Source organism: Chthonomonas calidirosea T49, from assembly GCF_000427095.1.
Taxonomy (GTDB): domain Bacteria; phylum Armatimonadota; class Chthonomonadetes; order Chthonomonadales; family Chthonomonadaceae; genus Chthonomonas; species Chthonomonas calidirosea.
On record NC_021487.1, the window covers coordinates 1966974 to 1981260 of the forward strand.

General features: G+C 53.3%; 12 protein-coding genes and 1 tRNA gene. 12 read left to right on the forward strand and 1 reads right to left on the reverse strand.

The features are described from left to right. Positions 1 to 10: 10 nt before the first annotated feature. Positions 11 to 2236 carry a bifunctional diguanylate cyclase/phosphodiesterase gene (locus CCALI_RS08140; protein ID WP_016483003.1) on the reverse strand — a complete coding sequence of 742 codons (2226 nt, stop codon included), beginning with the start codon at positions 2234 to 2236 and terminating at the stop codon, positions 11 to 13. Positions 2237 to 2452: 216 nt separating this feature from the next. Between CCALI_RS08140 and CCALI_RS08145 the strand changes: the two genes are divergently transcribed. The 12 genes from CCALI_RS08145 to CCALI_RS08200 all read left to right on the forward strand — a co-directional run bounded on the left by CCALI_RS08145 (position 2453) and on the right by CCALI_RS08200 (position 14268). Next, a tRNA-Asp gene (locus tag CCALI_RS08145) sits at positions 2453 to 2528 on the forward strand. A gap of 204 nt (positions 2529 to 2732) precedes the next feature. Continuing rightward, a complete protein-coding gene (locus tag CCALI_RS08150) occupies positions 2733 to 4031 on the forward strand; it encodes a PD40 domain-containing protein (RefSeq protein WP_044949024.1) in 1299 nt (432 codons plus the stop codon). 70 nt (positions 4032 to 4101) lie between these two features. Further along, positions 4102 to 5385, forward strand: coding sequence for an NRAMP family divalent metal transporter (locus CCALI_RS08155; RefSeq protein WP_016483005.1), 1284 nt, complete (start codon positions 4102 to 4104; stop codon positions 5383 to 5385). 10 nt (positions 5386 to 5395) lie between these two features. After that, complete coding sequence (locus CCALI_RS08160; RefSeq protein ID WP_016483006.1) at positions 5396 to 6130, forward strand: NAD-dependent epimerase/dehydratase family protein; 735 nt, start codon at positions 5396 to 5398, stop codon at positions 6128 to 6130. A gap of 175 nt (positions 6131 to 6305) precedes the next feature. Further along, positions 6306 to 7757, forward strand: a complete 1452-nt coding sequence (locus tag CCALI_RS08165; RefSeq protein WP_016483007.1) for a Wzz/FepE/Etk N-terminal domain-containing protein — start codon at positions 6306 to 6308, stop codon at positions 7755 to 7757. Between the two features lie 72 nt (positions 7758 to 7829). Further along, complete coding sequence (gene rfbF / locus CCALI_RS08170; RefSeq protein ID WP_016483008.1) at positions 7830 to 8600, forward strand: glucose-1-phosphate cytidylyltransferase; 771 nt, start codon at positions 7830 to 7832, stop codon at positions 8598 to 8600. Continuing rightward, positions 8597 to 9577, forward strand: coding sequence for a GDP-mannose 4,6-dehydratase (locus CCALI_RS08175; protein WP_016483009.1), 981 nt, complete (start codon positions 8597 to 8599; stop codon positions 9575 to 9577). The genes rfbF and CCALI_RS08175 overlap by 4 nt, the downstream gene beginning before the upstream one ends. 36 nt (positions 9578 to 9613) lie before the next feature. After that, positions 9614 to 10534: a sulfotransferase family protein gene (locus tag CCALI_RS08180; RefSeq protein WP_016483010.1), complete on the forward strand. Its 921-nt coding sequence runs from the start codon at positions 9614 to 9616 to the stop codon at positions 10532 to 10534. Beyond that, entirely contained in the window at positions 10524 to 11636 is a 1113-nt protein-coding gene (locus tag CCALI_RS08185) for an aminoglycoside phosphotransferase family protein (RefSeq protein WP_016483011.1), read from the forward strand. Before CCALI_RS08180 ends, CCALI_RS08185 begins: the two co-directional genes overlap by 11 nt. Position 11637: 1 nt before the next feature. Then, on the forward strand, positions 11638 to 12567 hold the full coding sequence (locus tag CCALI_RS08190) for an NAD-dependent epimerase/dehydratase family protein (protein WP_016483012.1): 930 nt from the start codon (positions 11638 to 11640) through the stop codon (positions 12565 to 12567). Continuing rightward, positions 12539 to 13360, forward strand: a complete 822-nt coding sequence (locus tag CCALI_RS08195; protein ID WP_016483013.1) for a transketolase — start codon at positions 12539 to 12541, stop codon at positions 13358 to 13360. Before CCALI_RS08190 ends, CCALI_RS08195 begins: the two co-directional genes overlap by 29 nt. After that, positions 13357 to 14268 (forward strand): transketolase family protein, encoded by a 912-nt coding sequence (locus CCALI_RS08200; RefSeq protein WP_016483014.1) that lies wholly within the window; start codon positions 13357 to 13359, stop codon positions 14266 to 14268. The genes CCALI_RS08195 and CCALI_RS08200 overlap by 4 nt, the downstream gene beginning before the upstream one ends. Positions 14269 to 14287: the final 19 nt, after the last annotated feature.

Below are 14287 nucleotides of genomic sequence, written 5' to 3' on the forward strand. Positions count from 1 at the left end.
GGCAGGTCTCTTAAGCGCTTTTCGGCAAGAGCGATGGGATCTTATCTACGGCCCAGGAGATATCAGGGCGCCGCTGCAGTTCCCGCAAAAGTTTCTCCAAAGCCTGTAGTGCCGCCCTTGCATTAGACGGGGGCGGCGTGTCTTGCGCCGGTTTTGCCCCAGCTTTTCTGCGGAGGGTGAGGCCTACAACATGGAGCTTTTTACTTGTCTTCTCCGACTTCGACCAAGAGGCCGGTTCTGCCTCGGAGGGAGGGTCTACCTCCACCGTGTCGTCATCGTTAGCTAATACATAGCAAAGTACCGCAACTTTAGCGGATTGTGTAAGCAACACGAAGTTATCGCCCCCTAAGTGGAATATCTGATCGGTAGGGGCACCGTGCTCCCTAGAAGCTCGCCTAAGACGCTCGGCCACTTGAACAATGAGGGCGTCTCCGAAGGCAACACCGTAGTCGCGGTTATAGGCTTGCAGGGCCGCAATGTCCACGCGAACGAGGCCGGCCGACATATTGGCATCAAGCCGTTCTTGAAGCGCCTGTTCCAGCACAAGGCGGTCGGGCAAGCCCGTAAGAGCACAGGTATGATGAGTTCGATTATCATGCTGTTGTAGAGCGGCCTCTAACAGAAGGCGAACCGGCAAGACACCTCGATAGGCGCCTGCCGCGTTAACGATGACGATATCGGTCTCTAAACTAATCGCATTGCGATAGGTAAGATGGCTGATGGCCTCATCGAGGGCAAGATGTTCCGGGATCGCGACAAATTTGCTCTCCATCCATCGTTCTATCGTCTCGTTCGCTAAAAACGATTCGGCTTGCGCCTGACGTGCCATTTCAAGCTGACTCGCCAGGGTTTGGCGCATAAGCACTCCGCAAACCTCACCCCCTTGCATAACGACGATGCTGGTAAGTCCATCGTTTTTAGCGAAGCGGCGTGCGGCTTCCAACAAGGGCGTTCCGGCTATCATAGAAAGCCCAGATTGTTTAAGAGCGCCCACATGGAGCGAACAGCCGGTCTGCAGATGCTCTTGGCGCCGAACTTGCGTGAGAATAAGCTCACGGATAGGCCGCGATACTCCGTGAAAGGTCTCCTGAGGCCGTCCAAAAAGGTACCCCTGTGCGTACTGCACACCAAGATTTATCAACACGGTTAGCTCCGACGGAGTTTCCACGCCCTCACCCAGGGTTTTGGCGCCGATTTGGGCTGCAAAGCGCACCAAGGCAGCAACCAGTGCCCGCCTCTCACCACGGCTATTGAGACTACGCACGAGACTACGGTCTAATTTGATGAAATCGGGCAGGAGCTCGGCGATAATCTCCAAGCTGTTGTAACCGGAGCCTGCATCGTCAATGGCGATTCGAAAGCCATCTTCCTGAAAACGTTTTATCTCTCGCAGAAGGCCAGGAAAGTCCTGTACGGCCTGCCTCTCGGTGATCTCGATAACGATCTGTCGCGGGCTTAAGCCGCTATCGTAAACACGCTGAAGAAGAGGGCGATCTTGCGCCATCAGGTTCATAATGCCCTCTGCCTCCAGATTAACAAACAGAAGCTGTTGCAGCCCCTGCTTGCCCGCCTCTTGAAAACAACGTTCGAGGCAAGCGATATCGAACCAAGCGATGAGGCTGCCGTGCTGCACCGCTTGAAGCAGCTCCCCAGTATGCTTGATCGCAGGTTGAGCGGGCATACGAATAAGAGCCTCGTAGCCGGCCACACGCGCTTCACGTAGGTTCACAATAGGATGAAAATGAACCCCGAGTCGCCCCTGCACCATAACCTCAAGTAGGGTGTTCAATTCGGCGAGGTGGTTCTGCTGTTCGTCGCCTAAAAGGAGCGAGGTAATCGGCAGAATAGAGAAGGGCAGTGTCTCCTCGGAACTGTGCTGCTGCCACTCTGCCTGGAGCCGTTGCTGTAACGCCTGGCGTGCTAGCTGAATCTGCAGGGGAACCAAAGGCTCCTGAAGCGGCTGTGGCAGTTTCAGCGCCACGGCCCAGGTATTTTCTAAGATCGGCCAGGCCTCCAAGCGAAGGCACTCCAAAGGCCCTAACAGCAGCGGGGCTTCGAGACGTGCCACATTAAGCCATTGGAAGGCTTGAGGCATCTCCGCTTTTACAAGCAGCACGGCGCAACCGCCTTGCAGCTGGGCAAGCACCATTTTGAGCGGCGCCGCAACGCTTTCAGGTATAGGCGGGGCAAAAGGCTCTGCGTTTTCAAACGCCAGTGGGTTGGCCTCGATTTCCATGAGTAGTGAATCCGTTGTTTGCTAACTCTATATTTTCGGTAGAGAGCACCTAATACGATATATAATCCACCTAAATATATTCCACAGTGATGGTGCGAGCTTCACATCCGCATACAGGTTGTCGGAATCGTTATCTCTTCTGTATGGGCGTCCCTCTTGACGCCCTCGATGGAGTTCGGGTACACTATAGGCTCGAAAGTCGTAAAATCAACGGTTGGGGTTGTAGCTCAGCCTGGTCTAGAGTGCCTGCCTGTCACGCAGGAGGTCGCGGGTTCAAATCCCGTCAACCCCGTTTCAATCGTCGCCTTTCCCCATGGGGTACTGAGGTTTTGTTTTTTAGGAGAGGGCGCTTTGGAAACTGGTTCCAAGCGCCCTCTCACCGTGCTTTGCTCGGTAAAACCTTACGGAACGGTTCTTTGCGTTCTCTGCGTATCCCTTGCTGAGGAACCTTATTCGGCGACCGATCCCTCAGATGCAAGTGAAGGCGAATTTAGAGATGAGTAACCCGAATCCATCACAAAACTCCGTGCCAGACTGGTGGGAGCGAGAGAATCGACGTAGACAGCAGCTGTTGCTGGGGCTGCTTTCTCTCATCCTTGTGCTTATTGGATTCTATTATTATGTGGCCGCTTCAGGAAAAACGGGCATTATTAATGGCGTAGACTTCGATACAACAAACTATATCGCCTTTATTCGACAAGAACCCAACGGAGATACCGACCTCTATGGCATAAGAGCCGACGGCACCGGTCTGCGCCCGCTTACGGTCGCGTCCGATCACTCTCTAAAAAGCAACCCGACCTGGACTCTCGATGGCAAACATATTCTCTATGTCTCCAACAGATCGAACGTGTCCTGCACACAGATCTACCTCCTCGGTGCCGGCCAAACACCCGTTCAAATAACCTACGGCTCTTTTCCTAAAGATAAGCCGCTTGCCTGCCCCGATGGAAAGCACGTAGCCTTCCTTACGGAAGGCGCGATCAAAACCGTATATCTTAACGGCAACGACGTGGAACAGATTCTGCCGCCGCCTATTGCAAGCAACTCACCGACAAATGGAGAGATAGCGCCGACGCTTGACCCTCAAGGCCCCTATATTCAGGAAGCCTTCTCTTCCGATGGCTCGATCATCGCCGGCGTTCAAGCGCTTACGGCGCAAGGGAACGGAGACATCCCCATGCTAGGCGGTTCCGACGAGATGGCACGAGCGCTTCCAAACGGCGCGAAAACAGCCTACGTTCTCGACCCTGGTCGCTATGTAAACGTCGCCTGGATACCGCACACACATCAGCTGCTTGTGGCCTATGCCCAACAGTACGTTCGCGATCCGCGAACTCAGAAAAGCATCTACGTGGGCGGAATCAATCTCTATGACTTCAGCAAGCCCGGAAAACCATCGCCCAAGCCCCTCATGATCTGCTTCGGGCATACCCTTATGCCACGCCATCTTACCGTGTCTCCAGATGGTAAGCTGCTTGCCTTTGAAGGCTGGATGTTTAAAGGAGACGATAGCTGGACACCCTTGGGTATCTACGTGATCCGCCTGCCCGACGAGGTGCTTGCCATCCGTGAAGGGGTGAAAGTGCCTCCCGCCACCATCCCCGCCACACCTGACGGGTTACCCCTTGACCCACAATGGTCGCCCGACGGCTCTCGATTGCTTTACGAAGTGCAGCACGCCGACGGCAAGCATGACCTGTGGGTTGTTAACGCCGATATGACCAACCCCATTAACCTGACAAAAGGTGTTGGGGATAACACCCAAGCAGCCTGGTCGCCTATTACGAAATAGTTTGCTGCTTTAAGATAGTGGCCCTGACGCCGGGGCCGACAAAACACGCATTAAGGAGGTCCCGACGCTCATGCCTAACCCAAATGTCCGCCTGGCGCGTCGCCGCCTTCTGCGTACGCGCCTTCTTTTTGCTCTCAGCATCGTTGGTCCCGGCATTATCGCAGCCAACGCCGATAACGATGCTAGCGGCATCTTTGGATACTCCCAAGCAGGAATAGCTTTCGGCTATAAACTGCTGTGGGTTTTACTGCTCTCCACGATCGCGTTGGGGGTCTGCCAGGAGATCGGCGCCCGCATGGGTGCCGTTACTGGCAAAGGGCTTGCCGACCTCATCCGTGAAGAGTTCGGTGTGCGGATGACCCTCTTTGCCATGATCGTTTTACTGGTTGCGAACTATGCCACTGTTGTGTCCGAGTTCGCTGGCATTACGGCTGCTTTCGAGCTTTTTGCCTCGGAGAAAATTCGCTATATCGTGGTACCTCTTATTGCCGTTGGCGTCTGGTGGCTGGTTGTCAACGGCTCCTACCGCAGAGTGGAACGGGTGCTGCTCTACGCCTCTCTTATCTATCTCTCCTATATTCCGGCTGCATTCATGGCGCACCCCCATTGGCGTGAGGTGCTGCCTGCCCTCTTCTGGCCTGGGCATATCCCCTGGAGCAAAGACTACGTTTTCCAGGTCATTAGCGTGGTCGGAACCACAATTACTCCCTGGGGTCAATTCTACATTCAATCCACCGTGCGCGACAAGGCTATTCGGGTGGAGGACTACCCTATCACCCGCATAGATGTGCTATTCGGTGCCTTTTTTACGAACTTCATCGCTTTCTTCATTATGGTGGCCTGCGGTGCAACGCTTTATCATGCGGGGGCCAACCCCGGAAACTATAGCGATGCAGGCCAGGTCGCCAGAGCCTTGCAGCCGCTTGCTGGACCGGCCGCCGCTATCCTCTTTGCGTTAGGGCTGTTTAACGCCTCGTGCTTCGGTGCCATCACAGTACCGGTCTCCACGGCCTATGCGATCACCGAATCGCTTGGCTGGGAAGCAAGTATGGGAAAGCGCACCCGCGAAGCACCGCTTTTCGTTTGGGTGTACACTCTTCTTATTGCGGTTTCCGCGATCACCGTTCTCTTTGGGGGAGCTAACCTAGCTTTCCTAATCATTCTGCCGAACATTGTCGGCGGTGTGCTGTTGCCCATCATTCTCGTCCTTACACTCAAACTCGTGAATAATCGCCGACTTATGGGAGAGTATACAAACTCCCTCACTTACAATATAATCGCTTGGATTACCACCATCGTGTTAATTGTGCTTGCTGTCGTCCTTACGATCCAGCAGCTCTTTTTCTCTTCCTAGGAGGGAGCCAATGCAGGTACTCGCTATCGGCGGAGCCGGCTATGTTGCTGGGCTTACCTTGCCGCTGCTAAAGTACGATTTTCGTTTCACTATTTTTGATCGCAACGTGCCGCAACAGAGTGAATTGAGGGATCTTCCCTTGATACAAGGGGATGTCTGCGATCTTGCCGCCTTAGCAGCCGCTTGCGAAGGTCAAGAAGCTCTGCTCTATATGGCAATGGGTAGTGCAGATTGGAGCAGCCCGGAGGCCCTTACAACCGCTTTCGATGTCAACGTAAAGGGGCTTTATCTCGCGCTCGAGGCGGCTCATCGTGTCGGAATAGAACATGCCGTTTACACTAGCAGTATGTCGGTGTATGATGGGGATCTCACAAAACGCTACTTTCCAGATGAGGCCATTACGCCAGACGCGCTTCATTGCTATGGCTTTACCAAATGGCTAGGAGAGGAGGTTTGTCGCAACGCCTGTCGCCGATTTGGAATGACCATCAACGCCCTGCGCCTCTGCCACCCCATAGCCGACCGAGCCTGGCAGGAGCAAACCCAGCCAGGAACACCAACCATTGCAACGGCAGCTAGCGACGTAGCCCGCGCACTGAAAGCCGCTTTAGAGTATCGAGGTGGTGGATTCGAGGCCTTTATGATTTCAGGAGACTACGAGCAGCGTTTTATGAACATGCGCAAAGCGCGACGGCTTTTGGGCTGGGAACCGCTCGCGCGCCCTCACCCGAAGGATCCTACATAAGCTATAACCATCGCTAGATGTCCTACGACTAAAGTCGAGGGCCTTTTACCCAATAAGAGCTGGGTACCTCTCATGTGGGGAAGGAGAGCCCCACGCCACTCTAGGAAGAACAGAGCGGCTTGGTATACGTCCGTTGCGGTAAAATAGTTCTCTAAACCTATCGGAGCGCCTTTGGATGTCGCAGAACGACGAACTTGTCCTCTATTTCGACCTGCTTACCGCAGTCGTGCGCAGATATGTGCGGCTTTGGATGCTAGTAGGCCCAATGCTTTTTGTTGTCTTTTTAGTGCTGATGCTTTTTCTGTTCCCCCAAACTTATGAGGCTACCGTGTCGCTATCGGTGCAACACGCTCCGAACGCGGGCAGTGGGAGCTCTGGTTTGAGTGCACTTCTTGGACAGACGAATCAGGAGAAGTACATTGGGGTACTCAAAAGCCGTCGTTTGGCCGAGGAGGTAGAAAAGCAGATCAACCTCAAAAGCTTTTACCACCTTCGCACGGAGCGCGACGCCGACGATCTGTTAATGCGACACGTGGTACCGGTGGATAACTCTAACGACGGGCTGCTTTACGTTTCGGTGCGCTTGCCAGGCCCTGCACGATGGGCTTTAGGGGCTGGGCAGCGCCGTGCACAAGTAAAAGAACTTGCCGCTAAAGCGGCGAACCTCTACGCCATTGCTTTACAGCACTACTATGCCACCAGCGATAACGACCGCGATTCGGTGTTGCTACGGGCTGGTCAAAGGGAGTTAGAGCGCGCGCAAGCGGCTTACCACAGAGCGTCTGAACGCCTCATGACGTTTGTGCAGCATTTAAAAGGGCTCACCCCCGATGAATCGCCCAGCGTAGATACAGCCGGCACGAGCGGTGCCCTAGATAGTCTCTATACAGACTATGGAAAGACGGCGGCGGAGATCAGCGCTCTTGAAAAAACGAACAGCCTTCTTCGGGCCGGTGTCCTAAAACAGTTAAGCCACCTCTCCGAGTTGCCGGCGGACGACCCGCTTCTGCGAACGGCTAGAATGAATCTGGCCCTAGCCGAGAACAACTACAATCAGTTGGTTTATGCCCAACAACTTTCTCCCACCAATCCGCAGGTCGTGCAGGCTAGAGCACAGGTGCAACTAGCCAGAAAGGCGCTGCAACAGCAAGAAAAAGGTTATCTCTATCGGCTTGATACGCAGTATATTGCTAACCAAGCGCGTTTAAAGGCGCTGCAAGCCCAGGAGAATCGCATTCTCGGCCTGATCAAGCTGGCCGCTCAACATCTGTTCGTACGTCGCGAGCTTTCTACTCAGCTGGCTCTGCTGGAAGCGAATCAGAAACTCGCCTTAGCAACCTTACAAACAGCAGAGGAAGAGGCTGTTCGGCTGAGGCTCTCTACCGTCTCAGGCAAAAGTCGCATCAGCGTGGTGGATTCCGCCCTGCCTCCACGTGCGGGATCGCCGGGTCTACTTACCTTTGGAGCGCTCAGTTTTATCTTGGCTCTGCTTCCCTTAGGTTACTTCATCGTACGCGGCTATCTGCACGCTGTTGCCGAGCGCATGGCATCTCCCTCCCTTGCTGAAGCGCCGATCTTACCGCAGCCTGAGAAAACGGTAGAGGTGGAACGTATCCCATCACGTTAACAATCTCCGGAATCTTTCGACCGATAGGTATACTAGTGTGTCTGAACTTTATGACATCATTGAGGTATCGTCATGAAGGTTGCGATTTTGGCCGGCGGTTTAGGGACCCGCTTAGCTGAAGAGACCGAGATTCGTCCCAAACCGATGGTAGAGGTGGGGAACTATCCTATTCTCTGGCACATCATGAAAATCTATAGCCACTACGGTCACAAAGAGTTCTTCATCGCCCTTGGCTATCGAGGGGAGGTGATCAAACGCTACTTCCTTGACTACTACACACTCCAAGGCAGCATGACCATTGACATCTCCACCGGCGGCGTAAGAGTTCATGAGCCTCATTGTGAGGATTGGAAAGTGCATCTTATTGATACTGGCCTTCAAACACAGACCGGTGGACGTATAAAGCGGCTTGAGCCCTGGCTGAAAGATTCCACCTTTTGTGCTACCTACGGCGACGGGGTGAGCAACGTGGATATTCACGCCTTGGTGCAGTTTCATAAGAAGCAAGGGAAGATCGCCACCGTCACGGCGGTGCGTCCCCCCGCCCGTTTTGGTGAGTTGGTCATTGAGAATGACCAAGTCGTTGAATTCGTGGAGAAACCCCAAGTCGGAGAGGGTTGGATCAACGGGGGATTTATGGTCCTGGAGCCAGAGATATTCCGCTATTTGAAAGACGACCAATCTATTTTAGAGCGAGACGGGCTTGAGGTGTTAGCAAAGGAAGGGCAGCTCGCGGCCTACCGACACGACGGATTTTGGCAGTGCATGGACACGCTACGCGATAAAAGGCTTTTGGAAAGCCTCTGGCAATCGGCAAACGCTCCTTGGAAGGTTTGGAAATGACCTCTTTCTGGATCGATCGCCCCACGTTGGTTACGGGAGCTACGGGTCTCGTGGGCGGATGGCTGGTTAAACGACTGTTAGCCGCACAGGCCGATGTCGTTTGTTTAGTGCGCGATTGGGTGCCCCAATGCGAGTTGGTTCGTAGCGGCGATATCGAGCGAGCACGTGTTGTGCGTGGGGATATTCGTGACCAAGCACTGCTAGAGCGTATACTAGGAGAATATGAGATAGATACCGTTATCCATCTCGCTGCCCAAACGATTGTCGGGATCGCGAATCGCAATCCTGTCTCCACATTCGAAACCAACATTCAAGGCACCTGGTGCCTTCTAGAGGCCTGTCGCAGAAGTCCTACGGTGAAACAGATTGTGGTGGCCTCCTCTGACAAAGCCTACGGCGATCAGGAGAAGCTGCCTTATGATGAGACGACCCCGCTTCAAGGACAGCATCCCTATGATGTAAGTAAATCTTGCGCCGATCTTATCTCCCATACCTATGCCAAGACCTACGAACTACCGGTGGCGATCACGCGGTGTGGTAATTTCTATGGCGGTGGCGATCTCAATTGGAATCGCATAGTGCCCGGCACCATTCGTTCGCTTCTAAGGGGAGAACGTCCTGTGATTCGGTCGGATGGCAGCTACATTCGCGACTATTTCTACGTTGAAGATGGCGCTGCGGCCTACATGCTGTTGGCCGAGCAGCTTGCCAAACGCCCTGAGCTGCGAGGAGAAGCCTTTAACTTTTCTAATGAGATTCAGGTGAGCGTACTTCAGCTCGTTCGCAAGATTTGTCAGCAGATAGGCTCCTCCCTAGAGCCTGTGGTGCTGAACGAAACCCGCAATGAGATAAAACACCAGTACCTTAGCGCAGACAAAGCACGCCGTGTGCTCGGATGGCACCCCCTGTTCACTCTCGAAGAGGGGCTTGAGCGCACCATTGCGTGGTATCGCAGATTTTTCTCTTCAGAGAGCTGAAAACTATTCTTTGTTAAAGGAGTTACAAACAAACTGATGTCGAAACCAGCACGCCTGATCATGCTTTCGGCTATGTATGAAAATGGAGGGAATACCACCCATCGTATGCTCGATGGACACCCAGAACTATTTGTCTACCCTTTTGAATCACAGGTGGGCACAAGCTTAGTCGCCGACTATTTCACGAGTTTTGTGCCTTTCCGCTATCGTTGGCCTGAGTTTCCTCTGCAAGGGCATCCTGCGGAGGACTATGAGCTCTTTTATGACGAAGAGATGAAAGTGCGCTTGCGTACTCCTTCCCGAAGCAAGTTCGCCCATGCTGACTTGCAACTTGATGAAAAGGAGAGAAAGCAACGTTTCATAGAGATCGCCCAGCAGAAACCTCGCACACGGGGAAATCTCGTTATGGCCTTCTTTGAAGCGACTTTTGATACCTGGCGTAATGTGCAGCGCACCGGCCAGGAAAAGTACTATGTTGGCTATAACCCCGTACAGGCTATTGATACCGAGAAGATCCTCTCCGATCTACCCGATGCACATCTAGTGCATATCGTACGTAATCCCTACTCGGGCTATGCCGATACCAAGAAGCGCCCGTTTCCTCTGTCTCTCTCTCGTTACGTGTGGACATGGAATATCCTCCAGCATATGGCCCTCACGTTCGCAGAACGATACCCACAACGCTTTCACCTACTTCGCTTCGAAGACATTATCGCCGATCCAAAGAAGACGCTTGGTAACCTCTGTGCGCACCTCGGTATTGCGTGGTCTGATACCCTACTTTATCCCTCATGGAATGGTCAGCGTCTCCAAGAGGTCTACCCATGGGGAACTGTTCGCATCCCCACTCCGGAAGCGAACATAGCTACCCTACGTGAGCTTTCCCATGAGGAAAGAACCGAGATACGCTCGCTTGCTTCTGTGATGTTAAAACATCTAGGCTACGATGATCTCTAGTACGCAAATCCAGAGTTATGCACAGTTACCGTCAAGTTTAGCATTTCGCGAGGAGCAGGCACGCCTTTTTCTACGGAAAGCCGATATTGAGCTTTCCGATCAACAGCTTGCCACTCTACGCGAGTGTCGCCGCGCGGCGTGTCTTCAAAACTTACCGGCTGTTAAAGACCTCTGTCGGAGTTTTTTCAAGAGCGACTTGCATATAGCTCCCCTACCTGAAAAGGGCACATTCTATGGGGTCTATCATATCACAATCGAGCCGAACCGATGCTACTATCTCCGTGCCAATTTTCTCCTTCATACCCCCGCATTTGCCTTTCTATTCGATGCTTGGGCAGAGAACTTTCTAAGCCAAGAGGTGCCAACCGCCTCCATCCTCGCCATCGAACTCAATCGGAATAGACCTCCTTCCGATTATATGCTCTCTTTATCGACTTCTGGGAAAACGCTCAAACAACTTGAAAACCCACAAACCCAGGCGCTCGATGCTACACTTCTACTTGCATTAGGTCAAACAGTGGCCAAAATCCATGCCGTTCTTGGTACAAACTACGGCCCACTAGATATCTCTTCTTGGCAGCACACGCTACAGGTGCCCCAGGGCACTCATACTTCATGGTCGGAATACCTTCTGCTTCACCTTGAGACCCACATAAAACGCTGTAGCGAGGCCGGTGTTCTCTCCACCGAGGAAGCAACTCTCTGTAGTCGTTTTCTCCAAAAAGAGGCATGCGGCGTTTTCGAGAGTGCACCGTCTCATCTCTTGCATGGAGACCTAGGTCATCATAACATCATGACCGATGGACAGCAGATCACCGCTATCTTGGATTGGGAAGATGTCCTGTGCGGCGACCCAGTGTTCGATATTGCAAGTTGGGGAACCTTCAACCGAGAGGAGATGCGCGAGCCGTTTCTTCGAGGATATGCCTCCATACGTCCTCTCCCTCAGGATTTTGAATGGAGATACTGGCTCTACTATTTGCGCATCGCTTTGGCCAAAACAGTGCATCGGCTTCGCTTTCATATTTCAGATCCCCCCAATCGTCCTCCCGCTCATCTGCGCATTCACCGTGCACTTGAACACCTCAAGAGGTTAAGCTAGGATGCGGGTGCTACTGACAGGAGCCACCGGATTTATTGGAGCGCACACCCTGCGCAAACTACTGGAGGAAGGGCAAACCGTGGCGATTCTCTTACGCCCTACCAGCGATCCGTGGCGCATTCAAGACCTATTAGATCGAGTGACTGTTCTTTATGGCGACCTTACCCATCCACAGGCACTCGCATCTCAGCTAAAACCTTTTCAACCGGAAGCCATTGTGCATCTTGCATGGCAGGGCGTAGTCAATACCCAACGCAACGACGTGTCTCAGATCTTTGAAAACATCCCAACTAGTCTCGAACTCATTCGCCTGAGTGCCGAGGCCGGCTGCAAACACTGGATTGGGCTCGGTTCCCAAGCCGAATATGGGCCCGCCAACCGTATCCTTTCAGAAGACATGCCTACTTCCCCCACAACCCTCTACGGTTCGAGTAAACTAGCCCTTCGCTACCTTGCCGAAGGACTCTGTAATTTCTACGGAATGCGGTTCGTTTGGCTTCGTCTTTTCTCTGCTTACGGCCCTATGGACTCCCCTCACTGGCTGATCCCCTATCTCATCCTTACGCTGCTAAAAGGAGAACACCCCAAATTAACGAAGGGAGAACAGCTGTGGGACTATATCTTTGTCAGCGACGTAGCCGAAGCGATCTGCACCGTGCTAAGGGAGCAGCAGGCAAGAGGGGTTTTTAACCTTGGATCCGGCGAAGCAAGACCCTTACGTACGATTATTGAGACGATTCGCGATAACATTGACCCCTCTCTGAATCTGGGTTTTGGAGAGGTTCCCTATCGTCCAGATCAGGTGATGCATCTACAAGCTGACATCGGTCGGCTAAAAGCTATCGGATGGGAGCCGAAAACTCCTCTAGAACAGGGCTTAAAACAGACAGTGGAGTGGTATCGTGCAAACCGAAATCGCTACGACAGCTGAGTTGGCGCGGCGCATCCGACTTCATGCCCTCCGCATGGTACATCGCGCGAACGCCTCGCACATCGGTACCTGCTTAAGCATGGCCGATCTTTTGGCCTGCCTCTACGGCAGCATTCTGCGGGTGCGACCCCAAGAGCCGAATTGGCCTCAACGCGATCGATTTCTGCTGAGCAAGGGGCATGGCGCAGCTATTCTTTATGCTGTCTTAGCAGAACGCGGTTTCTTCCCTTTGGAATGGCTCGATTCCTACTGCACCGACGGCTCGCCGCTCACCGGCCATATTAGCCATCACGTGCCAGGCGTAGAGGTCTCCACAGGCTCGCTAGGGCATGGTCTCTCTATCGGATGCGGAATGGCTTTGGCTGGCAAGCGCGATGGAGCTGACTATCGCGTTTTTGTGATGCTGAGCGACGGCGAACTCGATGAAGGCTCGAATTGGGAGCCGATCCTGTTTGCTGGGCACCATCGCTTAGATAATCTTGTGGCTATTGTAGATTACAACAAGATACAGAGCTTCGGCAGCGTTCAGGAAGTGCTGGACTTGGAACCGCTTAAGGCAAAATGGGAGGCTTTTGGGTGGGCTGCACGGGAAATAGATGGCCACGACCATGAGCAGATTCTTACTACGCTGCAAACCCTTCCTTTTCAAGCAGGACGCCCTTCAGTGGTCATCGCCCATACGATCAAAGGCAAAGGGGTTAGCTATATGGAGGGCGAGCTAGCGTGGCACTACCGATCCCCCAACACGGAGTTGTTACGAAAAGCCCTCGATGAGCTTGGAGGCTGCGAATGAGAACAGCATTTATCGAGGAGCTGTGCAAGCTAGCCGAAGAGGAGGAACGTATCTGGCTGCTTTGCGGCGATCTAGGCTACTCTGTATTGGAGCGGTTTCGCGATCGATTCCCGAATCGTTACGTTAACGTGGGTGTTGCCGAGCAGAACATGACGGGAATGGCCGCAGGCCTGGCCCTGTGCGGCAAAATTGTTTTTACCTACTCTATTGCCAACTTCCCCGTCATGCGCTGTCTAGAGCAGATACGCAACGACATCTGCTACCACCATGCCAATGTAAAGATCGTGGCCGTGGGAGGTGGCTTGGCCTACGGTGCACAAGGCTATACACATCACGGTGTGGAAGACCTCGCCGTGATGCGCGTTTTACCCGAGATGACCGTTATCGCTCCGGGCGATCCCGTTGAGACCCGTTTAGCAACTCGCGCCATAGTGTCGTACAATGGCCCTTGCTACCTTCGACTCGGAAAGGCCGGTGAACCCATAGTGCATCAAACTGATCCCAAGTTTGAGATAGGAAAGGCGATCTTAATGCAAGATGGTTCCTCCGTAACCCTCATCAGTACGGGAGGGATGTTGGCGACGGTAATGCAAGCAGCCCAGCGTTTGGCAGAAAACGGTATTGCAGCGCGCGTTCTAAGCATGCACACCCTCGCCCCACTCGATCGCGAAGCTATCTTAGCCGCTGCAGCTGAGACAGGAGGAATCGTCACCGTTGAAGAGCACGGGATAGGTGGACTTGCGTCTGCAGTCGCCGAGGTCTTGGCGGTTGCGGGCTATGCTGTGCCGTTTCGTGCTCTGCACCTACCTCGTAAGCCAACTTCTCACGCGGGAACTCAGGAGTCACTTCGTAGCGTCCATGGCCTCTCTGTAGAAGGAATTGTAACCGTTGCCCGAGCGCTAACATAATCGAAATAGATTCTCTAGA

Bases quoted from the DNA above. Each gene is read 5' to 3' on its own strand.
- CCALI_RS08140 (WP_016483003.1), bottom strand. From the start codon at position 2,236: ATGGAAATCGAGGCCAACCCACTGGCGTTTGAAAACGCAGAGCCTTTT.
- CCALI_RS08150 (WP_044949024.1), top strand. From the start codon at position 2,733: ATGAGTAACCCGAATCCATCACAAAACTCCGTGCCAGACTGGTGGGAG.
- CCALI_RS08155 (WP_016483005.1), top strand. From the start codon at position 4,102: ATGCCTAACCCAAATGTCCGCCTGGCGCGTCGCCGCCTTCTGCGTACG.
- CCALI_RS08160 (WP_016483006.1), top strand. From the start codon at position 5,396: ATGCAGGTACTCGCTATCGGCGGAGCCGGCTATGTTGCTGGGCTTACC.
- CCALI_RS08165 (WP_016483007.1), top strand. From the start codon at position 6,306: ATGTCGCAGAACGACGAACTTGTCCTCTATTTCGACCTGCTTACCGCA.
- rfbF (WP_016483008.1), top strand. From the start codon at position 7,830: ATGAAGGTTGCGATTTTGGCCGGCGGTTTAGGGACCCGCTTAGCTGAA.
- CCALI_RS08175 (WP_016483009.1), top strand. From the start codon at position 8,597: ATGACCTCTTTCTGGATCGATCGCCCCACGTTGGTTACGGGAGCTACG.
- CCALI_RS08180 (WP_016483010.1), top strand. From the start codon at position 9,614: ATGTCGAAACCAGCACGCCTGATCATGCTTTCGGCTATGTATGAAAAT.
- CCALI_RS08185 (WP_016483011.1), top strand. From the start codon at position 10,524: ATGATCTCTAGTACGCAAATCCAGAGTTATGCACAGTTACCGTCAAGT.
- CCALI_RS08190 (WP_016483012.1), top strand. From the start codon at position 11,638: ATGCGGGTGCTACTGACAGGAGCCACCGGATTTATTGGAGCGCACACC.
- CCALI_RS08200 (WP_016483014.1), top strand. From the start codon at position 13,357: ATGAGAACAGCATTTATCGAGGAGCTGTGCAAGCTAGCCGAAGAGGAG.